Origin of the sequence: Nocardioides pocheonensis, from assembly GCF_003725535.1 — a bacterium.
GTDB classification, from domain to species: domain Bacteria; phylum Actinomycetota; class Actinomycetes; order Propionibacteriales; family Nocardioidaceae; genus Marmoricola; species Marmoricola pocheonensis.
The window spans coordinates 1-25,202 of sequence record NZ_RJSF01000049.1; the positions used below are offsets into that span (position 1 = coordinate 1).

Consider the following 25,202-nt stretch of genomic DNA (forward strand, 5'->3'; position numbering starts at 1 on the left):
GGTGCTGACTGGCCGTCGGCGATCACGGTGACCGCTCCGCTGTTCGACAGCCGGCCGAACCTGACCAAGAACTCCAACGGTCAGGACTACGGCGCCTACAAGAGCGACGAGTTCAACGGGCTCGTCGACCAGGCGCAGAACGCGACCGACCTCGACCAGCAGACGCAGTTCCTGCAGCAGGCCGACAAGGTCCTGGCCAAGGACGTCGCCTACATCCCGGTGGACACGGCGATCTTCTACTTCCTGCACGGTTCGGGAGTGAAGAACTACATGAACACCGCTGCTTCGAACGGGTTCCCGGACCTCGGTCCGATCTCGGTGAAGTAGCCGGATCGCAGCACTCGGTGAAAGATTGCTGGGTGGGCGGCGTGAGCCGCCCACCCAGCACTGTCACGAGACGGCCGGACCCCGGCCCGCCACACATCCGATCCACGGACCCGCGTCCGCCCCAGCCCCGGCCAGCGGCCCACAGGCCTTCAAGGTGGTTGTTGAATGTTCGCCTACATCGTCCGGCGCCTGTTCGCCGGCGTGATCATGCTCGTGGCGATGAGCATGATGACCTTCGTCCTCTTCTTCGCCTCGCCGATCGACCCGGCGCGGTTCGCCTGCGGCAAGATCTGCTCCCCGCAGCAGATCGCCCAGGTCCGCAAGGGTCTCGGCTTCGACCGACCCGTCTGGGAGCAGTGGAAGGACTTCGCGGTCGGCGTGGTCAAGGGCCGTGACTACCCGGCGGACAAGTCGCTGCAGAAGTCCGCTCCGAACCTCGTCGCCCACTGTGCGGCTCCCTGCCTGGGCTACTCCAACGTCAACGTGACCACGGTGAGGGACGAGTTCAAGACCCGAATACCGGTCTCGTTCTCCCTGGCGATCATGGCCTTCATCATGTGGATCGTCGGTGGTGTCGGGCTCGGGGTGATCGCCGCCCTGACGAAGGGCTCCATCATCGACCGCAGCGTGGTCGGGGTCAGTCTGGTCTTCTTCGCGTTCCCGACGTTCTTCGTCGGCCTGTTCCTGTTGAAGTTCCTGGCGATCAAGTGGGGGATCTTCCCCGTGCCCAACTACGTCAGCATCGCCAACGGCGGAGTGTGGAACTGGCTGGTCAACCTGGTCCTTCCCGGCCTCACGCTCGCGCTGTTCTACATGGCCGGCTACGTCCGGATGTCCCGCGCGTTCGTGCTGGAGTCCATGGGTGAGGACTACCTGCGGACCGCCAAGGCAAAGGGCCTTGCGCCGCGCAAGATCCTGTTCAAGCACACGATGCGGGCAGCGCTGACGCCGCTGGTGACGATGGCCGGTCTCGACCTGGCGGGTCTACTCGGCGGGGCGATCATCACCGAGCGTGTGTTCAACTACAACGGCCTCGGCAAGCTGGCGGTCGACTCGATCGCGGTCTACGACCTGCCCACGATCGTCGGGCTCGTGCTGCTGCTCGGATCGTTCGTGATCGTGGCCAACATCGTCGTCGACATTCTCTACGCCTTCATCGACCCGCGGGTCCGGGTCGGCTAGGAAGGACACCATGAGCTTCCTCTCCGTGCGCGACCTGGTCGTGCACTTCCCGACCGTGGACGGCGTGGTCAAGGCCACCGAGGGCCTGTCCTACGAGCTGGACCGCGGCAAGACGCTCGGCATCGTCGGCGAGTCCGGCTCGGGCAAGTCGGTCTCCAGCTCGGCGATCCTCGGGCTCCACCGCGGCACCAACGCGCAGGTGAGCGGCGAGATCTTCCTCGACGGGGTCGACCTGCTCAAGATCAACGACGAGTCGATCCGGCGCAAGCGGGGTCGCGAGGTCTCGATGATCTTCCAGGATCCGCTCTCGGCGATGCACCCGTACTACACGGTGGGCAACCAGATCATGGAGGCCTACCGGATCCACCACGACGTCAGCAAGAAGCAGGCCCGGGCGCGCACCATCGAGATGCTCGAGCGGGTCGGCATCCCGCAGCCGGACCGCCGGGTGGACGACTACCCGCACCAGTTCTCGGGCGGCATGCGCCAGCGCGCGATGATCGCGATGGCGCTGATCAACGACCCCGGCCTGCTGATCGCCGACGAGCCGACGACGGCGCTCGACGTGACCGTGCAGGCGCAGATCCTGGACCTCCTCCAGGACCTGCAGCGCGAGTTCAACTCGGCGATCATCATCATCACCCACGACCTGGGCGTCGTCGCGGAGATGGCGGACGACGTGCTGGTGATGTACGCCGGGCGAGCGGTGGAGTACGGCCCCACCAAGGAGATCCTGGTCCACCCGGAGATGCCGTACACCTGGGGCCTGCTCTCCAGCGTGCCTGACGTCGTCGGCGACACCGACGCGAAGCTGATCCCGATCCGCGGCAACCCGCCGAGCCTGCTCAGCCCGCCTCCGGGCTGCGCGTTCCACACCCGGTGCGACCACCGCGACAAGGTGCCGGGCGACCTCTGCCGCACCACGGTGCCCGAGCTCACGCCGGCGCGGGCGGGCGGCAACCACACCAAGCGGTGCCACCTGGCGAACCCGGACGAGGTCTACGCGACCGAGGTGCTGCCGGAGATCGCCCCCGAGACGCTCGAGGAGCAGGGATGACCGAGATGGACCCGGCGGTGGGCGCGCCCGTGGCCGAGCCCGCGCTGGCCGAGCATCACGCGGCGTCGCGGCGCAACCCCGATGCCCAGCAGGTGCTGAGCGTGGAGAACCTGCGCATGTACTTCCCGGTGAAGACCAGTGGGATCATCCGGCGCACGGTCGGGCACGTCCAGGCCGTCGACGGGGTGTCGTTCCAGGTGCCTGCCGGCGGCTCGCTCGGACTCGTGGGGGAGTCCGGCTGCGGCAAGTCGACGACCGGGCGGCTGATCACGCGACTCCTGCGGCCGACCGGCGGCCGGATCGACTTCGACGGGCGGGACATCGCCCAGCTGAGCCAGCGCGAGCTGCTGCCGCTGCGGCGGGAGATCCAGATGATCTTCCAGGACCCGGCGACGTCGTTGAACCCGCGGCACACCGTGGGTGCGATCGTTGGAGCTCCGCTGCAGATCCACAAGGTGCTGCCCAAGGACAAGATCATCCCGCGGGTGCAGGAGCTCCTCGAGATCGTCGGCCTGAACCCTGAGCACTACAACCGCTACCCGCACGAGTTCTCCGGTGGCCAGCGGCAGCGGATCGGGATCGCCCGGGCGCTCACGCTCCAGCCGAAGCTCCTGGTCGCCGACGAGCCGGTCTCGGCACTCGACGTGTCGATCCAGGCGCAGGTGATCAACCTGCTCCAGGACGTCCAGAACGAGTTCGGGATCGGGTTCCTGTTCATCGCCCACGACCTCGCGGTGGTCCGGCACTTCTGCCCCGAGGTGGCGGTGATGTACCTCGGCAAGATCGTCGAGATCGCCGACCGGGAGACGTTGTACCTGCGACCGCACCACCCCTACACGCAGGCCCTGCTGTCGGCCGTCCCGGACGTCAAGCAGGCGGCCATCGGCGGTCGGCGCGAGCGGATCCGGCTGGAGGGCGACGTCCCCAGCCCGATCCTGCCGCCGTCGGGCTGCCGGTTCCGCACCCGCTGCGCGATCGCCCAGGAGATCTGCGCGAAGGTCGAGCCGCCGTTGCTCCAGATCGCTCCGCGCCACAAGGTCGCCTGTCACTTCGCCGGCGAGCTGGGGCACGCGCCGAAGGAGCCGGTGACGATGAAGGTCTGCGGGGTCGACGCGCACGGCGCGCCGGTTCCCGGCGAGGTTCCCGACGTCCAGCTCAACGAGCCGGGCTTCTCGGACCGCTGGATGGACCTGAAGACCGGCCAGCTCACGGGCGCGTGAGCGCCGCGGTCGAGGAGCTCACGGTCGTCCTGCGCGACGGCCGGGAGCTCGCCGCGGCGGTGTCGGGCCCGGCCGGCGGCGTACCCCTGCTCTACCACCACGGCACCCCCGGGTGCCTCCTGCAGTCCGCCGGGAACCGCGAGGCGTGCGTCGAGCGGGGGCTCCGGTTGCTCACCTACTCACGCGCAGGGGCGGCCGGCTCCAGCCGGCGGCCGGGCCGCAGCGTGGCGGACGTGGCTGCCGACATGGAGGACCTGCTCGACGCCGTGGGTGCCGACCGGTGCATCGTCGCCGGGAAGTCCGGCGGGGGACCGCACGCGCTGGCGACCGCCGCGCTGCTCCCGGACCGGGTGGCAGCGGTGATCAGCATCGCCGGGTGCCGCCCCTACGGCGACGGGTTCCTCGACGGCATGGGCGCCGACAACATCGAGGAGTTCAACCTCGCGCTGCAGGGCGAGGAGGCGCTGCGCCCGTTCGTGCTCAAGCACCGCGAGGCGCTCAAGGACGCCGACGCGCAGGAGCTCGTCGCCGACCTGGCCACGTTGCTGCCCGAGGTCGACCGCCAGGTGCTGACCAGCGACGTCGGCGCAGACACCGTGGCCGGCCTGATCGGCGGCGTGCAGGTGCCCGACGCCTGGATCGACGACGACCTCGCCTTCACCCGGGACTGGGGCTTCGACCTGGGCGCGATGACCGTCCCGACGTACGTGTGGCAGGGCAGCGAGGACCGGATGGTGCCCTTCCACCACGGCCAGTGGCTCGCCGAGCACGTGCCCGGTGCAGTGGCCCACCTCGAGGAGGGCGAGGGCCACTTCTCCCTCGCCGTCGGCGCCCTGGGGCGCATGCTCGACGAGGCCGTGCGGCACCTCTGAGCCGGTTCCCACGTCGTGGCCGCTGCCTTCTCGCCCACTCCGTAGGCTGACCGCGTGGACGACGCGTTGTTCGAGGCTGCACCTCCGCCTCCGCCGGCTCCCGGCGCGGGCGGTGGCTCGTTGTCGGGGAACGCGCACGCCTCGGCGCCGCTCGCCGTGCGGATGCGCCCGCGGACCCTGGACGAGCTGGTCGGGCAGCAGCACCTCCTGGCGCCCGGCTCCCCGCTGCGGCTCCTGGTCGAGGGCGACCAGCCGATGTCGCTGCTGCTGTGGGGCCCGCCGGGCACCGGCAAGACCACGATCGCCTCGATCGTGTCCACCCAGACCAACCGCGTCTTCGTGGAGGTCTCGGCGGTCGCGGCCGGGGTGAAGGAGGTGCGCGCGGCCATCGACGGCGCCCGCGCCCGGCTCGCGTCGAGCGGCCAGGAGACGGTGCTGTTCGTCGACGAGGTGCACCGGTTCTCCAAGGCGCAGCAGGACGCGCTGCTGCCCGGCGTCGAGAACCGCTGGGTCACGCTCGTGGCCGCGACCACCGAGAACCCCTTCTTCTCCGTGATCTCGCCTCTGCTCTCGAGGTCGCTGCTGCTCACGCTCGAGCCCCTCACCGACGACGACGTCCGCGACGTGGTCCTGCGTGCGGTCGACGACGACCGAGGCCTTGGTGGGCGCGTGCGGCTCGACGACGACGCCCTGGAGCACCTCGTCCGCCTTGCCGGGGGCGACGCGCGGCGCTCGCTGACCTACCTCGAGGCGGCGGCCGGTGGAGCGGCCGCGGGGGTCGCGGCGGGCTCGGAAGACGTGGCACACATCGACCTGGAGACCGTGGAGAAGGCCGTCGACCGCGCTGCGGTGCGCTACGACCGCCAGGGCGACCAGCACTACGACGTCATCAGCGCCTTCATCAAGTCGGTGCGCGGCTCGGACGCGGACGCGGCGCTGCACTACCTCGCCCGGATGATGGAGGCGGGCGAGGACCCCCGGTTCATCGCGCGCCGGCTGGTGATCCTGGCCAGCGAGGACATCGGGCTCGCCCACCCGGCTGCGCTCACCACGGCCGTCGCCGCGGCCCAGGCCGTGCAGCTCATCGGCATGCCCGAGGCGCGCCTGAACCTCGCCCAGGCGACCATCGAGCTGGCCCTGGCGCCCAAGTCGAACGCCGTCATCAAGGCGATCGACGCGGCCTCGGCCGACGTGCGCGCGGGCCGGATCGGTCAGGTCCCGCCCCATCTCCGCGACGCGCACTACCCGGGAGCCAAGAAGCTCGACCACGGCACGACGTACACGTACGCGCACGACGCGCCGTACGGAGTCGCGGAGCAGCAGTACGCGCCCGACGTGCTCCTCGACGCGCAGTACTACCGCCCGACCGCGCTGGGCGCGGAGGCCGGCTTCCGCGAGCGCTGGGAGCGGATCCGTCGGATGATCCGCGGCAGGTAGGGTCAGCAGCCATGGAGAGCCAGGTCCTCGTCGCAGCCCTTGCGGCCGGCGCCGGAGCGGCTGTGACGCTGCTGCTGGTGACGGTCGTGCTGGTGACCACCCGCCCGCGGCGGTCGCACGCCGACCTCGAGGCGATGCTCGCCGCAGCGCAGCAGGAGGCCGACGACCTCCGGCACCGCCTCGACGAGCTCACCGAGCCCCCGGTCGTGCCCGCGCGCGACGACCGAGCCCCGGAACCGGCGTCGTTCGTGATCACCCACGTGGGCGAGGACGCCGGTGACCCCGACCCGGCACTCGAGGCACTCGCCGTCCCCGACCGGCTGGTGCTCAGTGCCACGCTGGGCGAGCCGCTCGTCAAGGTGGCCGCCTTCTCCCACGGCCTGCGCCGCGCCCTCTCGGCCGAGTCGCGCAACCGGATCTGGTTCGAGATGCGCCGTGAGGTGCGCGCCTCGCGCCGGCGCCGCCGCCAGCTGCGCAAGCGCCTCGAGCGGGAGTACCGCGCCCACCTGCGCTCCGCCGACGACCTGGCCGTCGAGGGCTTCGCCGTGGAGAACCGGGCGTGAGGCGCGGGTTCTGGTTCGTCGCGGGTGCGGGCGCCGGCGTGTACGTGATGGTCCGCGCGCGCCGCGCGGCCGAGACCTTCACGCCCGACGGATTCCGTGACCGGATAGCAGGGCTGGGCGTCGGTGCCCACCTGTTCGCGGACGAGGTCCGCGCAGGCATGACCGAGCGCGAAACCGAGTTGCGGCAACGACTCGGGCTGGCGCTTGATGGACCACTCGAGCTGGCGAGCCCGGAGCCGCATGCGCCCCTGGCTCGCACGTCGACCACCGAGAGCATGGAAGGCACGCACTGATGGACACCGCCGAGATCCGCCGCCGCTTCGTCGCGCACTTCGAAGCGGCCGGTCACCGGGCCGTGCCCTCGGCGTCGCTGCTCGTGGACGACCCCAACCTGCTCTTCGTCAACGCGGGCATGGTGCAGTTCAAGCCGTACTTCCTCGGGCAGGAGACCCCGCCGTTCTCCCGGGCGGTGAGCATCCAGAAGTGCCTGCGCACGCCGGACATCGAGGACGTCGGCAAGACCACGCGGCACGGCACCTTCTTCGAGATGTGCGGCAACTTCTCCTTCGGGGACTACTTCAAGCAGGGCGCGATCGAGCTCGCGTGGGACCTGGTCACCAAGCCGGTCGCCGAAGGCGGCTTCGGGCTCGAGGAGAGCCGGCTCTACCCGAGCGTCTACGAGGCCGACCCCGAGGCGGCCGAGATCTGGCGGCGGGTCACCGGGTTCTCCGACGACCGGGTGATCCGGCTGGGCAAGAAGGAGAACTACTGGTCGATGGGCATCCCGGGCCCCGGCGGCCCGTGCTCGGAGATCCTCTACGACCGCGGGCCGGAGTACGGCGCGGACGGCGACTTCGGCGCCGAGGACCGGTACCTGGAGATCTGGAACCTGGTCTTCATGCAGGACGAGCTCAGCGCGGTCCGCAGCAAGGAGGACTTCGACATCGCCGGGTCGCTGCCGAAGCAGAACATCGACACCGGCATGGGCCTGGAGCGGGTCGCCTTCCTGCAGCAGGGCAAGGCGAACATGTACGAGATCGACGTGATGTTCCCGGTGATCGAGCGTGCCGAGCAGCTCACCGGGCGACGGTACGGAGCCGACCACGGCGACGACGTGCGCCTGCGCGTGATCGCCGACCACGTGCGCAGCTCGATGATGCTCATCGGCGACGGCGTCACGCCCGGCAACGAGGGTCGCGGCTACGTGCTGCGCCGGCTGCTGCGCCGCGCGGTGCGCTCGATGCGCCTGCTGGGCTACGAGGACCGGTCGCTGCCCGAGCTGTTCCCGGTCAGCCGCGACAAGATGGCGCAGGGCTACCCGCAGCTGGCCGGCGACTGGGAGCGGATCTCCACGGTCGCGTACGCCGAGGAGGACGCCTTCCGGCAGACGCTGCGCACCGGCACCCAGATCTTCGACATGGCCGCGGACCAGGCCCGCGAGGCCGGGCAGAGCACGCTCTCGGGTGACAAGGCGTTCGCCCTGCACGACACCTACGGGTTCCCGATCGACCTGACCCTGGAGATGGCGGCCGAGAAGGGCCTGCAGGTCGACGAGGAGGGCTTCCGCCGCCTCATGGGCGAGCAGCGTGACCGGGCGAAGGCCGACGCGCGCGCCAAGAAGGGCGCGCACGTGAGCACCGCGGCGTACCGCGAGATCGCGGACGCGCTCGGCCACCGTGTGCAGTTCAGCGGCTACGACGAGGTCGTCGCGGAGAGCACCGTGCGCGGCCTGATCTCCGGCGACGGCGCGGTCGTCGGAGCCGCGGGTGCGGGCGAGACCCTGGAGCTGGTGCTGGACCGCACGCCGTTCTACGCCGAGGGCGGCGGTCAGCTCGCCGACGAGGGCGTGATCGAGCTCGACAACGGCGCGCGCCTGCAGGTGCTCGACGTGCAGAGCCCGATCTCGGGTCTGATCGTGCACAAGGTCAAGGTGCTCGACGGCGAGGTAGTCTCGGGTGCGGCCGCGAACGCGATCGTCGACGTGGAGCGCCGGCGCTCGATCAGCCGCTCGCACACCGCGACCCACATGGTGCACAAGGCGTTCCGCGAGGCGCTGGGCGAGACGGCGACGCAGGCAGGCTCGGAGAACGCCCCGGGCCGCTTCCGGTTCGACTTCTCGGCCGCCGGCGCGGTCCCGGAGAGCGCGATGGCGGACGTCGAGGCGCGCGTCAACGACCTGATCCTGGCCGACCTCTCGGTGCACGCCGAGCTGATGTCGCAGGCCGACGCGGTGAAGTCCGGAGCGATGGCGCTGTTCGGCGAGAAGTACGGCGACACCGTCCGGGTGATCTCCGTCGGTGACTGGGCGCGCGAGCTGTGCGGCGGCACCCATGCACTGCGCTCGGGCCAGCTCGGTGTCGTCAAGCTGCTCGGCGAGTCCTCCATCGGCTCCGGCGTACGCCGGGTCGAGGCGCTCGTCGGCGGCGACGCGTACCGGTTCCTGGCGCGCGAGCACGTGCTGGTCGCCCAGCTCAGCGAGGCCCTCAAGGTGCGGCCCGAGCAGCTGCCCGAGCGGGTGGACGACCTGCTCGACCGCCTGCGCACCGCGGAGAAGGAGATCGAGAAGGTCCGGCTGCAGCAGCTCCTGTCCGGTGCCGGTGACCTCGCGTCGCGCGCGGAGGACGTCGCGGGCGTCGCCTTCGTCGGCCAGGTCGTGGAGGGCGCGGGCGGCGGCGACGCACGCACCCTGGCGCTCGACGTGCGCGGCCGGCTGGCCGGTGACCGACCGGGCGCGGTGGTGATCGTCGGCGTGCAGGACGGCAAGCCGTCGGTCGTCGCGGCCGTCAACGACAGCGGTCGTGCGACGGGCCTGTCGGCGAACGCGCTCGTGCGCGCCGCCGCCGAGGTCCTGGGCGGCAAGGGCGGCGGCAAGGACGACGTCGCGCAGGGCGGCGGTTCCGACGCGTCGCGGGCGCTCGAGGCGATCGAGGCCGTACGCCGCGAGCTCGCCCACCGCTGAGGGGCTGGGCTCGTGGTCGGTGGCGGCTCCCCGATCGGCGTACGCCTGGGCATCGACCCCGGCGACGCCCGGATCGGGGTCGCCAGCTGCGATCCGCACGGCATCCTGGCGACCCCGGTGGAGACCGTGCCCCGGGGCGACGGCGACCTGGACCGGATCGTCGCGCTCGCCGACGAGCTGGGCGCCGAGCTGGTCTACGTCGGTCTCCCGCGCTCGCTGAGCGGGGGTGAGGGACCGGCGGCCGGTAAGGTGCGAGGGTTCGCCCAGGAGCTCGCTGCCCGGCTCGCGCCGCGGGAGCTGCGCCTGGTGGACGAGCGGCTCAGCACGGTCACGGCCGAAGCTGTGCTGCGCGATCGGGGGAAGAAGGGCAGGAAGCGGCGTGCCGTGGTCGACCAGGCCGCAGCCGTGGTGATCCTGCAGGGAGCGATCGACACCGAGCGGACCACCGGTACTCCGGCGGGCGAGCTGGTGCACCCGATCTGACGGACGACCAAAGGAACAGCGTGAGCAACCTCGGCATCGGCTTCGAACCGGAGGAGCACGAGCCCTCGACGACGCCTGTCGAGGACCACCCGCGTCCCAGCCGCGCGGCGAGCCGCAGCCGTGGTCGGCGGGCGGAGCGCAGGCGCGGCGGGCGGATGCACAGCTGCCTGCCCGTGCTCGTCATCCTCGTCGTGGTGGCCGTGGGGGCGTGGTTCGGCGGCGGCTGGGCCGTGGACAAGGTCAGGCAGGTGATGGGAGAGAACCCCGACTACGCCGGTCCCGGCTCCGGTGCCGTGAGCTTCGAGGTGCACCAGGGAGACACCGCCGTGCTCATCGGCCGCAACCTGAAGGCCGCGGGCGTGGTGAAGTCGGTCGGGGCGTTCACGGACGCCGCCCGCACGGACTCCCGCTCCCGAGGGATCCAGGTCGGCTTCTACCAGCTGAAGAAGCAGATGAAGGCGGCCGACGCCCTGGCCGTGCTGGTGAACCCGAAGAACCTGGTCCAGGCCCGCGTCACGATTCCGGAGGGCTACCGGATCAAGGACATCACGAAGGCGATCGTCGACAAGACCGACATCACCGCGGTGCAGGTGCAGACCGCGCTCAAGGACACCAAGGCGCTCGGGCTCCCGCCCGAGGCGAAGGGCAACCCCGAGGGCTACCTGTTCCCCGCGACGTACTCCGTCGTGCCGGGCGAGACCGCGGCGCAGCTGCTCGGTCAGATGGTGGCCAAGACCGTGGCGGTCGAGAAGCAGCTCGACATCGCGGCGAAGGCGCAGGCGCTCGGTCTCACCCCGGAGCAGATCCTGACGGTCGCGAGCATCCTCGAGTACGAAGGCAGTCGCGACCAGGACTACCCGAAGATCGCCCGCGCCATCTACAACCGGCTGGACAAGGGCATGGCGCTCCAGTCGGACGCGACCGTCGCCTACGCGAACAACCTGTCCGGCACCGTGTGGACGACCCAGGCGCAGCGGGACAACCCGTCGCCGTACAACACCTACGTGCACACCGGACTGCCGCCGGGGCCGATCGGGTCACCGGGGGAGAAGACGATCGAGGCGGCGCTCAACCCGGCCGACGGCCCGTGGCTCTACTGGCTCGTGGTCAACCTGAAGACCGGTGAGACCAAGTTCAACACCACGCTCGAGGGGCACAACCAGGACAAGGCACTGCTCGACAAGTACTGCCAGACCTCGGACGCCTGCTGAGCGATGGGCATCGACGTCTCCGGTGGCTCCGTGGCGCGGCGCTGCGCCGTCCTCGGCTCCCCGATCGCGCACTCCCTGTCGCCGGTGCTGCACCGCGCGGCGTACGCCGAGCTCGGCCTCGACTGGAGCTACGAGGCGATCGAGGTGGACGGGCCGCGGCTCGAGTTGTTCCTGGCCGGTCTCGACGCGACCTGGCGCGGTCTCTCGCTCACCATGCCGCTCAAGCGCACCGTGATGCCGCTGCTCGACGAGGCCGACTCCTGGGCGGTGGTGTCCGGCGGTGCCAACACGGTCGTGCTCGAGGCCGGCCGGTTGCTGGGCCACAACACCGACGTGCCGGGCGCGGTCGCCGCCCTCGCGGAGGTGGAGGTCCCCGACCTGCGCCGTGCCGTCGTGCTCGGAGGCGGCGCCACCGCTGCCTCGGTGCTGCTCGCGCTCTCCGAGCTCGGCTGCCAGGAGGCACGCCTGCTCGTGCGCAACCCGGCTCGCGCCGTGGAGACCCTGGCGGCGCTCGACCGCCACGGTCGCGGGCCCGGTATCTGGGTCGGCCGGCTGACCGACCCGCTCGAGCCGGCCGACGTCGTGGTCTCGACGATCCCTGCCGAGGCGCAGACCCCCGCGCTGGCGGCGGCCGCGGCTGCGGCGCGCGTGGTCTTCGACGTGCTCTACGACCCCTGGCCGACGCCGCTCGCCGCGGCCGCTGCTGCGCACGGGGCCGTCGTCGTCGGTGGCCTCGACCTCCTCGTCCACCAGGCCGCCCTCCAGGTGCGCCTGATGACAGGTCGTGAGGCACCTCTTGACGTGATGCGCGCCGCGGGCGAGAGTGCGCTCGCCGCACGGCCCACCGACGGCGCCGGGGACCGGTCGTGAGCTGGGAGTCCGGCTATCCCGCCGCGGCCCTCCTGGGCCTGCTGGTCGGCGCGCTGAGCGGCTGGTGGTGTCCGCAGCTGATCGCGCGCATCCCCGAGCCGGAACCCGAGCCCGTCGACGAGGAGCCCGGTGAGACCGACGTGCGCTCGACGCTCCCGCCACCGCCCCCGAAGGAGACGTACGTCCACATCGCCGGCCTCCCGGGCCTGGCGCAGCGGACTGCCGCCGCGTCCGCCCTGGTCGGCGGCGTCCTCGGGGCGAGCGTCGGGTGGTCGTGGTCTTTGCTCTTCCTGCTGCCGCTGGCGCCGATCGGGGTGGCGCTCACGGTCATCGACTGGCGGACCACGCTGCTGCCGACCCGCTTGATCGCACCGACGTACGCCGTGACGCTGGTCGGCGTCGCCCTGGCGGCTGTGGCGGAGGGTGACCTGGACGTGGCGCTGCACGCGTTGATCGGGTGGGCGGTCATGGGCGGGATCTTCTTCGTGCTGTGGTTCATCTACCCCCGCGGGCTCGGCTACGGCGACGTCCGGCTCTCCGGGATCCTCGGCCTCGCCCTCGGTGCGCTCGGCTGGGGCGAGCTGGCCACCGGGATCTACGGGGCCTTCCTCCTCGGCGGTGTCGGCGGCGCTCTGCTCAGCCTGCTGCGGATCGTCAACCGCAAGCGGTTCCCGTTCGGTCCGTTCATGCTCGTCGCGGCCGTGCTCGCGGTCGCGGTCGGTCCGTGGGTCGCCGACCGGTTCGGCTACTGACCGGAGCCTCGCGCCGGGTCTCGCTCCCGGAGCCGCGCCGCGGGCCACCCCGGCCCGCGTGAAAGACTTGCGCCATGCTCCGTTGGCTCACGGCGGGGGAGTCCCACGGGCCCTCCCTGGTCGCAATCCTCGAAGGTCTGCCTGCCCACGTCCGGGTGACCTCGGCCGACATCGCCGACGCCCTGGCGCGGCGCCGCCTCGGCTACGGCCGCGGTGCGCGGATGAAGTTCGAGCAGGACGAGGTGACCATCACCGGCGGCGTCCGCCACGGCGAGACGATGGGCGGCCCGGTGGCGATCCAGGTGGGCAACACCGAGTGGCCCAAGTGGGAGCAGGTGATGTCGGCCGACCCGGTCGACCCGGCGGAGCTCGAGGCGCTCGCGCGCAACGCCCCGCTCACGCGGCCGCGACCGGGCCACGCCGACCTGGTCGGCATGCAGAAGTACGACTTCGACGAGGCCCGGCCGATCCTCGAGCGCGCCTCCGCACGTGAGACGGCGGCGCGGGTCGCCCTGGGCAGGGTCGCTACCGCCTTCCTCGAGCAGGCCACGGGCGCCCGGCTGCTCTCCCACGTGGTCGAGCTCGGGGGCGTGCCCGCACCCGCCGGCCTGGTGCCGCGCCCCGAGGACCTCGCCTCGATCGACGCCGACCCGGTCCGCTGCCTGGACGCCGACGCCTCCAAGGCGATGGTCGCCGCGATCGACCAGGCCCACAAGGACGGCGACACGCTCGGCGGCGTGGTCGAGGTCGTCGTCCACGGCCTGCCGCCGGGTCTCGGCTCCCACGTGCACTGGGACCGCCGCCTCGACGCCCGCCTCGCGGGGGCCCTCATGGGCATCCAGGCGATCAAGGGGGTCGAGGTGGGCGACGGCTTCGCCCTCGCCGCGACACCCGGCTCACTGGCCCACGACGAGATCGAGCAGGGCGGGGACGGCATCCGTCGTACGTCGGGACGCGCGGGCGGCACCGAGGGCGGGATGTCGACCGGCGAGGTGCTCCGCGTGCGCGCCGCGATGAAGCCGATCGCGACGGTGCCGCGGGCCCTGCGCACGGTCGACGTAGCCACCGGCGAGCCGGCGGTCGCGCACCACCAGCGCTCGGACGTGTGCGCAGTCCCCGCCGCGGGCATCGTCGCCGAGGCGATGGTGGCGCTGGTGCTGGCGGACGCCGTGCTGGAGAAGTTCGGCGGCGACTCGGTGAAGGAGACGCGGCGCAACGTCGAGAGCTACCTCGACACGCTGAGGTTCCGGTGACCCCCCGTGTCGTGCTGGTCGGGCCGATGGGCGCCGGCAAGACGACCGTGGGCCGGCTGGTCGCCGATGCCCTCGGCGTGCGCTTCCTCGACACCGACGAGGTGGTCGAGCGCGAGGCCGGCAAGCCGGTCGCGGAGATCTTCGTCGACGACGGCGAGCCGCACTTCCGCGCGTTGGAGCGGGCGGCCGTGACCGCGGCGCTCGAGGGCCACGACGGCGTGCTGGCCCTGGGTGGCGGGGCCGTGATGGACCCCGCGACGCAGGAGCAGCTGACTGCTCACGAGGTGGTGTTCCTCCGAGTGGGCCTCACCGACGCCGCCCAGCGGGTGGGTCTGGGGGTGTCGCGGCCGCTGTTGCTGGGCAACGTCCGCGGCCGGATCAAGCAGCTGCTCGACGAGCGCACGCCGGTCTACGAGTCGGTGGCGCGGCACGTCGTCGACACCGACGGCCTGACCGCGGCCGAGGTGGCCGACCGCGTGCGTGCAGTGGTGGAGGATGAGGTCCGTGAGTGAGTCCCGACAGGCGCGACCCGCGGCGACCCGGATGCCCGTGCGTCGCTCTGCGGTGGTCCCTGAGCCTGCCGAAGGGTACGACGTCGTGGTCGGCCACGGCGTGCTCGACGAGGTGCCGAGGATGCTCGGTGAGGCTCCCGAGCGCGTGGCCGTCTGCTACGCCGAGCCGCTCTCCGGGCTCGCGGAGCGCGTGATCGCCCAGCTCCACGCCTACGAGGTGCTCCGCCTCGAGCTTCCCGACGGCGAGGTCGGCAAGACCGGCCCGGTCGCGCTCGCCGCCTGGGAACGGCTCGGCGCCGCGGGGTTCACGCGCTCCGACGCGGTCGTCACGGTCGGTGGCGGCGCCACCACGGACATGGGCGGCTTCATCGCGGCCACGTGGCTGCGCGGTGTGCGGGTCGTGCACGTGCCGACCACCCTGCTCGCCATGGTCGACGCCGCGGTCGGCGGCAAGACCGGCATGAACACCTCGGCCGGGAAGAACCTGGTCGGGTCGTTCCACGAGCCCGCCGGCGTGGTCTGCGACCTCGACCTGCTCGGCACCCTCCCGGAGCCCGAGCTGATCGCCGGGCTCGGCGAGGTCGTCAAGTGCGGCTTCATCGCCGACCCCGAGATCCTCGCGCTGGTGGAGCGCTGCCCGGCGGACGCCCTCGAGCCCAGGTCAGGGGAGCTGCGTGAGCTCGTCGAGCGCGCGATCGCGGTGAAGATCGCGGTCGTCCAGGAGGACCTGCGCGAGACCGGTGGTCGCGACGGCCACCCGGGACGCGAGGTGCTGAACTACGGGCACACCATGGCGCACGCGATCGAGAAGGCCACCCAGTACGCCGTGCGCCACGGCGAGGCGGTCGCCCTCGGCATGGTGTACGTCGCCGAGCTGGCCCGTCTCGCCGGTCGCCTCGACGACGAGGTCGCCGCCCGGCACGCCTCCGTGCTGGCCTCGGTCGGGCTGCCGGTCCGGTTCGCCGGTGCTTCGTTCGAGGAGCTCCTCGCCACCATGCGGATCGACAAGAAGGCCCGCGGCTCCCGTCTGCGGTTCCTCGTGCTCGACGGCCTCGCGCGGCCCGCGATCCTGACCGACCCATCCGAGGACCTCCTGCGCGCGGCGTACGAGCACCTGGCAGGCGCGCGATGAGCGACCTGCGGCGGGTGCTCGTGCTCAACGGGCCGAACCTCGCTCGCCTGGGCCGCCGGCAGCCGGAGATCTACGGCTACACGTCGTACGACGAGCTGGTCGACCTCTGCGTCGGGTGGGGCCGCGACCTGGGCCTCGAGGTGGAGGTCCGGCAGACCAACCACGAGGGCGACCTGCTCGACTGGCTCAACGCCGCGGCGGACGAGGAGACACCCGTCGTGCTCAACGCGGCGGCGTGGACCCACTACTCCTACGCGATCTACGACGCCTGTGCCCAGCTCGTGGCGCCGCTCGTCGAGGTGCACCTCTCGGACCCCGAGCAGCGCCCGGAGGTCTTCCGGCACACGTCCGTGGTCACCCCGCACGCTGCAGCGGTGGTCGCGGGTTACGGGATCGACGGGTACCGGATGGCGCTGGAGCACCTGGCCGGCCGCTAGACTCTCCCGTCGGCGTGGACGCACCGCGCCGCCTTCTGCATTCTCCGACAGGACAAGGTTCCCGCACGCATGGCAACGACGAACGACCTCAAGAACGGCATGGTTCTCAACATCGACGGCCAGCTCTGGTCCGTGGTGGAGTTCCAGCACGTCAAGCCGGGCAAGGGTCCCGCCTTCGTGCGCACGAAGCTGCGCAACGTCGAGTCCGGCAAGAACGTCGACAAGACCTTCAACGCCGGCACCAAGGTGGAGACCGCGACGGTCGACCGTCGCACCATGCAGTACCTGTACAACGACGGCACGTCGTACGTCTTCATGGACACCGGCACCTACGACCAGCTCGAGATCTCCCCGGAGATCGTGGGCGACGCCAAGAACTTCCTGCTGGAGAACCAGGAGGCGATCGTCGCCACGAACGAGGGCCGCGTGCTCTTCGTCGAGCTGCCCGCCTCGGTCGAGCTCGTGATCACCTTCACCGAGCCCGGCCTGGCCGGCGACTCCGCGACCGGACGCACCAAGCCGGCCACGCTCGAGACCGGCCACGAGATCCAGGTGCCGCTGTTCATCAACCAGGGCGAGAAGGTCAAGGTCGACACCCGCGACTCGTCCTACCTCGGCCGCGTCAAGGGCTGACGGCCGCGGTCTCTCGATGAGTGCACGCTCCAAGGCCCGCAAGCGGGCGCTCGACCTGATCTTCGCCGGCGAGGCGCGCGGGCGGCGCCCCGGCGACTTCCTCGACGACCAGATCGAGGCCGGCGAGACGCCTTCGAACGACTACACGGTGACCCTCGTGCGGGGTATCGAGGAGCGGCTGGAGCGGATCGACGAGCTGATCTCGACGTACGCCGAGGGCTGGAGCCTGGCGCGGATGCCGGCGGTCGATCGCAACGTGCTCCGGATCGGGGTCTTCGAGGTGCTCTGGGTCGACGACGTGCCGGACGCGGTCGCGGTCAGCGAGGCGCTCAACCTGGTGCGCGACCTGTCCACCGACGAGTCACCGGCCTTCGTCAACGGCGTGCTCGGCCACATCGTGCGCGACAAGGAGCGACTCACCAGCCAGGACTGAGCCGCCGCGCGGTTCCGTGACACGCACGTCGTCGGCTGGTTGGGTTCTCGGTATGACGGGAACTGAGCAGGAGTGCGACGTCGTCGTGGTGGGTCTGGGCCCGGGCGGCGAGTACGCCGCCACGGAGCTGGCCAAGGCGGGCCTCGAGGTGGTGGCGGTCGACGAGCGGCTGGTCGGCGGCGAGTGCCCGTACTTCGGGTGCGTGCCGACCAAGATGATGATCGCCGCCGCGACGGCGCTGCGTGAGGCCGGTCGGGTCTCGCAGCTCGCCGGCGCTGCGCAGGTCGACCCGTCGTGGGCTCCGGTCGCCCGCCGGATCCGGGACGAGGCCACCGACGACTGGGACGACGCGGTGGCCGTCAAGCGCCTCGAGGACGCCGGCGCGCGCTTCGTGCGCGGGAGCGGTGTGATCACGGGCCCCCAACAGGTGACGGTGGACGGCACGGCGTACGCCGCGCGACGCGGGATCGTGCTGAACACCGGGACGAGGCCCTCGGCGCCGCCGATCGACGGGCTCGCGGACGTGGACTACTGGACAAACCGCGACGTCGTGCGCCTGACGGAGCTGCCCGAGTCGATCGTGGTCATCGGCGGGGGACCGATCGGCTGCGAGATGGCGCAGGTGCTGGCGCAGTTCGGGGTCCGCGTGGCTGTGGTGGAGGTGGCCGACCGCCTGGTCGCCGTCGAGGAGCCGGAGTCCTCGGAGGCACTCGAGAAGGCGTTCACCGACCTCGGCATCGAGGTCGTGACGGGCGCCAGCATCGACCGGGTGACCCGCGGCGGTCACGGGATCGCGGTGCACGTGGACGGGCGCCCGCTGCAGGCCGAGCGGCTGCTCGTGGCCGCCGGCCGACGCAACAACCTCTCCGGCATCGGCCTGGAGCACGTCGGGCTCGAGGCCGAGGCCCGGGTGCTCGACCCCGACGAGCGGATGCGGGTCGCTGACGGGGTGTGGGCGATCGGCGACATCACCGGCAAGGGCGCGTTCACGCACATGTCGATGTACCAGGCGGCGATCGTGGTGCGCGACATCCTCGGCCAGGACGGTCCCTGGGCCGACTACCGAGCCGTGTCCCGCGTGACGTTCACCGCGCCCGAGATCGGCTCCGTGGGGTTGACCGAGAAGCAGGCCCGGGACCAGGGGCTCGAGGTGCGGACCGCGACCGGGGACCTCGGCTCACGCGGGTGGATCGCCTCGGAGCCGGGACTGGTCAAGCTGGTGGCCGACGCGGCCCGCGGCGTGCTGGTCGGCGGCACGGCGGTCGGCCCCTCCGGTGGTGAGGTGCTCTCCTTGATCACCACGGCGGTGCACGCCGAGATCCCGATCGCGACCCTGGCTGCCATGCACTTCGCCTACCCGACGTACCACCGCGCGCTGCAGCCGGTGCTGCAGCAGCTGTTGTGACCTGCCGGCGCGCGTAGCGTGCCCTCGGGCATGCCGCTGGCCCGGCGCGTGCGCCGGGTGCGGGGCGGGGTGGCTACTGGTCGGGTGGGTCCGCGGGGCTGGGCACGGTCGGCGGGCTCAGGTCGGTGGTGCCGGTGCGGTCGCGGAGCCAGGTGTGTCCGTGGGGACTGTGCCAGAGGTATTCGCCGGGTGTGAGCATGGTGTAGGTCCAGCCGCCATGGGTCTTCAACCGGTGGTGTCGTCTGCAGAGGGCAGCGAGGTTGTCGCTCGATGTCGATCCACCTTCTTGCCAGGGGACGATGTGGTCCTTGTCGCAGCCTCGGGCGGGACGCTGGCACCAGGGAAAGACGCAGGTGCGGTCCCTGAGCTCGATCTGCTCGGTGAGTGTGGGGCTGGGCTGGTAGCCGGCCGACTGCAGGGTTTCGGCGAGGTCGAGGACCGGCCGCACGGTGATCCTCGTGGTCGGGTTGGTTGAGCCTGCCGAAACCCCGCACCAGTCGGCGACCTGCCCGGCGGTGACGAGGTGTCCGCCGGCGTTCTCCAGCCACGCCGGTGCGAGCCGGTCGCCGGAGGTCAGTGCGGCGTCAGAGAGGTGCACGTAGAGCACCACCTCTCGCCGACGCGCGACAGTCGAGCCTCCACCGCGGGTGGTTGAGCCGCCGAGCTGGGTGGTTGAGCCTGCCGAAACCACCGGGTCCGGGCTCTCGAACTCCAGCACCTGCTCACCCCGAGCGAGCATCCCGACCGCGAGTGACCGGCGCACGTCGAGCGACTCTTCGTTCCCGAGCACGGCGAGCTGCTCAGCACCCCGCCGGACGGCGTCGTCGAGGTCGATCGCGTCGGCGAGGTCGAGCTCGCCGTGGACGCGGCTGGTGCCGGCGAAGGAGACCTGGTCGTGGTCGATGGTGAAGTACCGCTGCTCGGCCGACCGGTCCCGCTGCTCGGCGGCCAGCTCCGGCATGAACCGGCCGATCGCCTCGTCGACCAGCCGTTGGGTCTGGGTGGGTCCGGTCTGGTGCGCGAACGGCGCCACCTGGGCGTCCACGAACCCAGCGGCCTCTTGGTTGAGGTGGAGGGTGGCATCAGCGATCCGCTTGGCCCGCCACGGCGCCAGGTTTCCGGCCTGCACCCGTGCCCAGGTCTTCGGGAGTCGGTGGGCCAGCTCCAGGGCCTGGGCGACCAGGTTCCGACCGGACTCCGCCGACAACCCGAGTGCGGCGGCGAGCTCCCAGACCGCGAACTCACTGACCAGAGGTGCGCCGTCGCCGGCGATCGGGATCCCGGTGTCCCGACCGGTGCCGGTCACCAGCGTCGCGGCGTCGCCGAGGTCGTCGACCACATGGAGGTGCGCCCACTCCAGGGTGGTGGCGAGGACCCGAGCTTCGGCCGCGTTCGCCTCGGCGCGAGCCTGCCGAATCGACCCGAGCACAGCACCAGCCGTAGTGGCGGTGTCGGTGCTGGTGGTCGGGTTCATGGTTCGAATCTAGGGGTGACCACCGACAGAAATGGGCCCGGATCCCCTTGCTGGTAGGGGAATTCGGAAGACTTCTTGAGAATCTTTCGCGCCCGCCTTCGACTCGGGATCCGGTGGTTTCGGCAGGCTCAACCACCTGGGGTTGGCTCGGCGGTCGGTGGCTGGGTCCAGAGCCGTGGGGTGGTTTCGAGGCGCGCTGGCGCTCGCACCTCAACCACCAAGGAGGCTGCGGATCCGTGAGCCGACAGCAGAACCCTGGCCGGCGCGGGACCGCGTCGTCGCCGCCCGGTCCCCCGGCACGGACCGCGACCCGACGAGCATGGTTTCGGCAAGCTCAACCAGCGGTGGTTGGGGTCCCTGCCCGTCGCGTGGTTTCGAGGCTCGCTGGCGCTCGCACCTCAACCACCCAAGCACCGCTGAGCCGCAGCCGGCAGCGAGACCCGGCCCGACGCAGTACCCCGTCGTCGCTGCCCGTTCCCCGGCACAGACCGCCACCGGCCAGGGTGGTTTCGAGGCTCGCTGGCGCTCGCACCTCAACCACCGAGGGACTCGCGCCCGACCGCGAGTCCCAGCCGCGCGCCGGTACCGCTTCGTCGCTGCCCGTCCCCCCGGCGCAGACCGCCACCGGCCAGAGTGGTTTCGGCAGGCTCAACCCCCGTGGGGCTGGGCTACCAAGCAGAGTGGTTTCGAGGCTCGCTGGCGCTCGCACCTCAACCACCGATCGGGAGCCGGCGTCCGCCACCCTGCCCGCCGCATCCGACCGCCCGCACGGGGTACCGAGGGCCATGACACAGATGTCCGAAGCTGGGGTGGGGGACCGGGTTGAGCGCGTCGGGCAACGGGCGGACGCGAGCGGCTGGCTCGACACGGCCGTGCGGTTCGGCCTGGTTGCCTACGGGGTCGTCTACCTGATGATCGCCTGGGTGGCGGGCCAGCTCGCCGTCGGCCACCACTCCGGCCGGCCGTCGCCTCAGGGCGCGCTCGCGGAGCTGGCCCGGCAGCCGCTCGGCAAGGTGCTGCTGTGGGCGATCGCGGTCGGCCTGTTCCTGCTGGTCGCCTGGAGGCTGCTCGAGGCGTTCGTCGGCCACCGGAGCTCCGACGGTGCCGAGCTCGCGGGGAAGCGGGCCCTGTCGGCGGGCAAGGCCGTGCTGTACGGCGCACTGGGCGTGAGCGCGGTCAAGGTGGCCACGGGGAGCGCTCAGCAGGGTCAGTCCGCGCGGGCCCGGACGATGACCGCGAAGCTGATGGATCTCCCCGCGGGGCAGTGGATCGTCGGGCTGATCGGCCTGGCCATCATCGTGTACGGCGCGGTCCTCATCTGGAACGGCTTCACCGACCGGTTCCTCAAGCACCTCGACGGGCAGGGACGCTCCGGGGACGCCGGACGTGCCTACACGTGGTTCGGCCGGATCGGCTACTGCGCGAAGGGTCTCGCCTTCGGGATCGTCGGTGTCCTGGTCGGCTACGCCGCGGTCACGCACCAGCCGAAGAAGTCAGGTGGGCTCGACCAGGCGCTGGCCAAGCTCCTGCACCAGCCGTTCGGCCCGTGGCTGCTGCTGGCGACCGCCGTGGGCATCGGCTGCTACGGCCTCTTCTGCTTCGCCTGGGCCCGCCACCTCTCGCGCTGAGCGCCCGTCAGGCGCGCACGGCCAGGCCGTCGGGATCGACGAGCGGGCGCAGCGACACCGAGGCAGGGCAGCGCGTGCCCCCCACGTCCACCGCGTACGACGCGCCCAGAAGCCAGTCGCGGTCGACGACCCCGCCGGCGGGGTCCCACACGTAGGCGAGCCCGACTCCGGCGCCCACCGTCGCGCCCCAGGCTGCGGACATGACCTGGCCGGCCGGAGCGCCGTCGCGCAGCACGAGCTCGCCGCCCCACGGCATCACCTCGGGGTCGGCGAGGGCGAACGACACGAGCCGTCGGTGTGCCCCTTCGGCACGCACGCGCTCCACCGCAGTCCTCCCGAGGAAGTCGACGTCGCCCTTGAGCTTGCAGGCGAACTGCAGGCCGGCCTCCACCGGACCGTAGTCCGGCGTGAGCTCGCGGCCGAACGCGCGGTAGCCCTTCTCCAGCCGCAGCGAGTCGATCGCGTAGTAGCCGCCGCGCCGAACCCCCAGGTCGGCGCCCGCATCGACGAGGTCCTCGTGGACCCCGACGGCGAACTCCGCCGGCACGTAGAGCTCCCACCCGAGCTCGCCGACGTAGGTCATCCGGGTGGCGCGCACGGTCGCGTAGCCGAGGTCGATCTCCCGGCTGGTGGCGAAGGGGAAGCCGACCAGGTCGGCGCGGGTCAGGCGCGAGAGCAGGTCGCGCGACCGCGGACCCATCACGCCGAGCACGGCGTACGCCGACGTGACGTCGACGACCTGCGTCGACGAGCCCGCCGGGAGGTGGCGTCGGAGGTGGTCCTGGTCGCGCTCCGTGGTCGCGGAGCTGCTCACCAGGAGGAACTCGGTGGGGGACAGCCGGGTCACCGTGAGGTCGGACTCGTAGGTCCCGCGCGCGTTGAGCAGACCGGTGTAGACGACGCGGCCGGTCGGCACCGCCACGTCGGCCGTGCACAGCCACTGCAGGTCGGCCTCGGCGTCCGGTCCGACGACCAGGTACTTCGAGAACGACGTCTGGTCGAACACCGTCACCGCCGTACGGGTGTTCGCGTGCTCGGCGGAGACGTGCGGCAACCAGTCCGGCTTGGCCCACGTGGGGGTGGAGGCGAAGCCCTCGGGTGCGAAGTAGTTCGGTCGCTCCCAGCCCATCTTGCTGCCGAACCGGGCGCCGGCCGCCTCGAGCAGGTGGTGGACGGGGGACCGGCGGAAGGGCCGGGCGGTGCGCATCTCGCGGTCCGGCCACGGGATCTCGTAGTGCAGGCCCAGCACCTCGCCGACGCGGTCACGAAGCCACGTGCTGTTGCCGTTGAACCGGGCGAACCGCCGGATGTCGACCGCGGTGAGGTCGGAGGTCGGCTCACCCTCCACGATCCACTCGGCCAGCGCGCGTCCGGCCCCGCCGGCCGACGCGATGCCCACCGAGTTGAAGCCCGCGCCCACGTAGAAGTTCCGCACCTCGGGTGCCGCACCGAGGATGAACTGGTTGTCCGGGGTGAAGCTCTCCGGGCCGTTGTAGAACTTCCGGATCCCCGTCTGCGCAAGGGCCGGGACGCGCTGCACCGCGCTGTCCATCAGCACCGAGAAGTGCTCCCAGTCCTCGTCGAGCAGCTGGAACTCGAACGGGTACGGCACGTCCTCGGGGGCGACCCAGGGCTTGGCCTCGGGTTCGAATCCTCCGACGACCAGCCCGCCGACCTCCTCCTTGAAGTACGTGTAGCCGTCCGGGTCGCGCAGGATCGGGAGGTCCGGCCGCACACCGTCGATCTGGTCGGTCACCACGTAGAAGTGCTCGGCCGAGTGCAGCGGCACCGTCACGCCGGCCATACGGCCGACCTGCGCGGCCCACTGGCCCGCGCAGTTCACGACCACCTCGGCCTCGATGTCCCCCGCGTCGGTGCGGACCCCGGTCACGGCGTCACCTGCCAGCAGCACGTCGGTCACGCGCACGCGCTCGAAGACCTGCGCCCCGCCCTGCCGCGCGCCCCGGGCGAGTGCCTGGGTCAGGTCGGTGGGGTTGGCCGTGCCGTCACCGGGCAGCCACAGGGCGCCGGCGAGGTCGTCGATGCGAATCAAGGGGTAGCGCTCCGCGGCCTCGGCCGGCGTGAGCAGGTGGCACTCGAGCCCGTAGGCGTCGGCGGACGCGGCCGTACGCCGCAGCTGGGTCATCCGGTCCGGCGTGCGCGCGACCGTCACGCCACCGACCCGCTTGAACCCGGACGACAGGCCGACCTCCGCCTCGAGCGACTCGTAGAGCGAGGCGGAGTACTGCACCAGGCGGGTTCCGCTCTCCGTGGCCCGCAGCTGACCGACGAGGCCGGCCGCGTGCCACGTCGTACCGCCGGAGAGGTGTCCCTGCTCGAGCAGCACGACGTCGGTCCAGCCGAGGCGCGCGAGGTGGTAGGCGACGCTGGTGCCGATCACGCCGCCGCCGACGATCACCACGCGGGCCCGTGCGGGCAGAGTCGGCTCAGGCACCGGACGCCTCCTCGAGCAGTCGGGTGAACCCGGGATCGGCGAACGCGGCCCGGGCCTTCTCGTAGCGCTCCAGTCCCCAGGACCAGAAGTCGAAGTCCAGCGGACTGGCGGCCGCCTGGATGAACCCCCACAGCGACCAGCCGTAGCTGCTGCACAGCGCCTGGAGCCGCACCCGGGCGTGGTCGGCACGCGTCGGGGTGCCGAAGTAGGCCTCCGTCCAGGCCTGCGTCATCTCCGGGGTGAACCCGCACTCGGCGGCGGTGTTGCCGAGCTCGAAGCAGGCGTCGTTGTTGCCGGAGTACTCGTAGTCGATGAGCCAGGTCCGCGTGCCGTCGTCGATGAAGTTCGCGGCGAGCAGGTCGTTGTTGCAGGGCACGGTCCCCGTGGCGCGGACGGCGAGCGCACGGCGTACGTCGTCCCACGGGTCGGCGTAGGCCTCGTAGCCGTCGGGAAGCCGGAAGCCGCGCTCGCGGATCGTCGCCAGGTACGCCGCCCGGCGGGCGAACATGTCGAAGTGACCGGTGAACCGCGGCCCGGCGTGCAGGGCGCGCACCGCTCGCGCCGCGCGGGTCATCACGTCGGGGTCGGTGAAGTCGGCGTCGACCAGCGCCCGTCCCGGCAGGTAGCCGATCACGAGCATGCCGAGATCGGGTCGGAACTCGAGCACCGGCGCACCGACGCCTGCCTCGGCGGCGGCGAGGGTGTTGCGGTGCTCCGCCTCGCGGTCGATCCCGAGCAGGGACGGGTCGCCGTGCGAGCACCGCACGACCACGTCCAGCGCCGGCTCCCGGCCGTCGTCCGTGCGGACGCGCAGGTTGACGTTGGTGAGCCCACCGGGCAGCTCGGTGACGGACCAGGACCGCCCCGCCAGCACGGCGAGGCGGTCCAGGTGTTCCCCAGACGTCAA

The 25,202-nt window shown here is 71.6% G+C and carries 23 protein-coding genes and 1 pseudogene; 21 read left to right on the top strand and 3 right to left on the bottom strand.

Going from position 1 to position 25,202, the window contains the following annotated elements; all coding sequences use genetic code 11:
* The 20 genes and pseudogenes from EFL26_RS22805 to EFL26_RS22900 form a co-directional block, all read left to right on the top strand.
* Positions 1–327, top strand: a pseudogene (locus EFL26_RS22805) (ABC transporter substrate-binding protein); the annotation flags it as partial.
* A 165-nt stretch (positions 328–492) separates the two neighbouring features.
* Positions 493–1,509 (top strand): ABC transporter permease, encoded by a 1,017-nt coding sequence (locus tag EFL26_RS22810; RefSeq protein WP_123225237.1) that lies wholly within the window; start codon positions 493–495, stop codon positions 1,507–1,509.
* 10 nt (positions 1,510–1,519) lie between these two features.
* Complete coding sequence (locus EFL26_RS22815; RefSeq protein WP_123225238.1) at positions 1,520–2,566, top strand: ABC transporter ATP-binding protein; 1,047 nt, start codon at positions 1,520–1,522, stop codon at positions 2,564–2,566.
* A gap of 5 nt (positions 2,567–2,571) precedes the next feature.
* Positions 2,572–3,786, top strand: coding sequence for an ABC transporter ATP-binding protein (locus tag EFL26_RS22820; protein WP_221177127.1), 1,215 nt, complete (start codon positions 2,572–2,574; stop codon positions 3,784–3,786).
* The gene (locus EFL26_RS22825) at positions 3,783–4,658 is read left to right on the top strand and encodes an alpha/beta fold hydrolase (RefSeq protein WP_183408341.1); all 876 of its coding nucleotides are present in this window, start codon (positions 3,783–3,785) and stop codon (positions 4,656–4,658) included. The genes EFL26_RS22820 and EFL26_RS22825 overlap by 4 nt, the downstream gene beginning before the upstream one ends.
* 54 nt (positions 4,659–4,712) lie before the next feature.
* Complete coding sequence (locus tag EFL26_RS22830) at positions 4,713–6,095, top strand: replication-associated recombination protein A (RefSeq protein ID WP_246000351.1); 1,383 nt, start codon at positions 4,713–4,715, stop codon at positions 6,093–6,095.
* 11 nt (positions 6,096–6,106) lie between these two features.
* Entirely contained in the window at positions 6,107–6,658 is a 552-nt protein-coding gene (locus EFL26_RS22835; RefSeq protein WP_123225241.1) for a hypothetical protein, read from the top strand.
* On the top strand, positions 6,655–6,951 hold the full coding sequence (locus EFL26_RS22840) for a DUF6167 family protein (protein ID WP_123225242.1): 297 nt from the start codon (positions 6,655–6,657) through the stop codon (positions 6,949–6,951). Before EFL26_RS22835 ends, EFL26_RS22840 begins: the two co-directional genes overlap by 4 nt.
* Positions 6,951–9,617, top strand: coding sequence for an alanine--tRNA ligase (gene alaS, locus EFL26_RS22845; RefSeq protein ID WP_123225243.1), 2,667 nt, complete (start codon positions 6,951–6,953; stop codon positions 9,615–9,617). Before EFL26_RS22840 ends, alaS begins: the two co-directional genes overlap by 1 nt.
* Before the next feature lie 12 nt (positions 9,618–9,629).
* On the top strand, positions 9,630–10,100 hold the full coding sequence (gene ruvX / locus EFL26_RS22850) for a Holliday junction resolvase RuvX (RefSeq protein ID WP_246000352.1): 471 nt from the start codon (positions 9,630–9,632) through the stop codon (positions 10,098–10,100).
* A gap of 20 nt (positions 10,101–10,120) precedes the next feature.
* Entirely contained in the window at positions 10,121–11,311 is a 1,191-nt protein-coding gene (mltG, locus tag EFL26_RS22855; RefSeq protein ID WP_123225244.1) for an endolytic transglycosylase MltG, read from the top strand.
* Between the two features lie 3 nt (positions 11,312–11,314).
* The gene (locus EFL26_RS22860) at positions 11,315–12,181 is read left to right on the top strand and encodes a shikimate dehydrogenase (protein WP_123225245.1); all 867 of its coding nucleotides are present in this window, start codon (positions 11,315–11,317) and stop codon (positions 12,179–12,181) included.
* Complete coding sequence (locus EFL26_RS22865) at positions 12,178–12,933, top strand: prepilin peptidase (protein ID WP_123225246.1); 756 nt, start codon at positions 12,178–12,180, stop codon at positions 12,931–12,933. The genes EFL26_RS22860 and EFL26_RS22865 overlap by 4 nt, the downstream gene beginning before the upstream one ends.
* Positions 12,934–13,007: 74 nt before the next feature.
* Positions 13,008–14,186: a chorismate synthase gene (gene aroC / locus EFL26_RS22870; RefSeq protein WP_123225247.1), complete on the top strand. Its 1,179-nt coding sequence runs from the start codon at positions 13,008–13,010 to the stop codon at positions 14,184–14,186.
* Positions 14,183–14,698 carry a shikimate kinase gene (locus EFL26_RS22875; RefSeq protein WP_246000353.1) on the top strand — a complete coding sequence of 172 codons (516 nt, stop codon included), beginning with the start codon at positions 14,183–14,185 and terminating at the stop codon, positions 14,696–14,698. The genes aroC and EFL26_RS22875 overlap by 4 nt, the downstream gene beginning before the upstream one ends.
* Positions 14,691–15,830, top strand: coding sequence for a 3-dehydroquinate synthase (aroB, locus tag EFL26_RS22880; protein WP_342773549.1), 1,140 nt, complete (start codon positions 14,691–14,693; stop codon positions 15,828–15,830). Before EFL26_RS22875 ends, aroB begins: the two co-directional genes overlap by 8 nt.
* Complete coding sequence (locus EFL26_RS22885; RefSeq protein ID WP_123225249.1) at positions 15,827–16,267, top strand: type II 3-dehydroquinate dehydratase; 441 nt, start codon at positions 15,827–15,829, stop codon at positions 16,265–16,267. Before aroB ends, EFL26_RS22885 begins: the two co-directional genes overlap by 4 nt.
* A 69-nt stretch (positions 16,268–16,336) precedes the next feature.
* Positions 16,337–16,900 (top strand): elongation factor P, encoded by a 564-nt coding sequence (efp, locus tag EFL26_RS22890; protein WP_123225250.1) that lies wholly within the window; start codon positions 16,337–16,339, stop codon positions 16,898–16,900.
* 16 nt (positions 16,901–16,916) lie between these two features.
* Positions 16,917–17,333 carry a transcription antitermination factor NusB gene (gene nusB, locus EFL26_RS22895; RefSeq protein ID WP_123225251.1) on the top strand — a complete coding sequence of 139 codons (417 nt, stop codon included), beginning with the start codon at positions 16,917–16,919 and terminating at the stop codon, positions 17,331–17,333.
* 52 nt (positions 17,334–17,385) lie between these two features.
* Positions 17,386–18,738: a dihydrolipoyl dehydrogenase family protein gene (locus EFL26_RS22900; RefSeq protein ID WP_123225252.1), complete on the top strand. Its 1,353-nt coding sequence runs from the start codon at positions 17,386–17,388 to the stop codon at positions 18,736–18,738.
* A gap of 73 nt (positions 18,739–18,811) precedes the next feature.
* Here the strand turns inward: EFL26_RS22900 and EFL26_RS22905 are convergent, their stop codons facing one another.
* Positions 18,812–20,212 carry an HNH endonuclease signature motif containing protein gene (locus EFL26_RS22905; RefSeq protein WP_123225253.1) on the bottom strand — a complete coding sequence of 467 codons (1,401 nt, stop codon included), beginning with the start codon at positions 20,210–20,212 and terminating at the stop codon, positions 18,812–18,814.
* Positions 20,213–21,006: 794 nt separating this feature from the next.
* Here EFL26_RS22905 and EFL26_RS22910 point away from each other — a divergent pair.
* On the top strand, positions 21,007–21,840 hold the full coding sequence (locus tag EFL26_RS22910) for a DUF1206 domain-containing protein (protein ID WP_123225254.1): 834 nt from the start codon (positions 21,007–21,009) through the stop codon (positions 21,838–21,840).
* 7 nt (positions 21,841–21,847) lie between these two features.
* Here EFL26_RS22910 and EFL26_RS22915 read toward each other — a convergent pair whose 3' ends face one another.
* Complete coding sequence (locus EFL26_RS22915) at positions 21,848–24,295, bottom strand: GcvT family protein (protein ID WP_123225255.1); 2,448 nt, start codon at positions 24,293–24,295, stop codon at positions 21,848–21,850.
* Positions 24,288–25,202, bottom strand: coding sequence for a choline/ethanolamine kinase family protein (locus EFL26_RS22920; protein ID WP_123225256.1), 915 nt, complete (start codon positions 25,200–25,202; stop codon positions 24,288–24,290). Before EFL26_RS22920 ends, EFL26_RS22915 begins: the two co-directional genes overlap by 8 nt.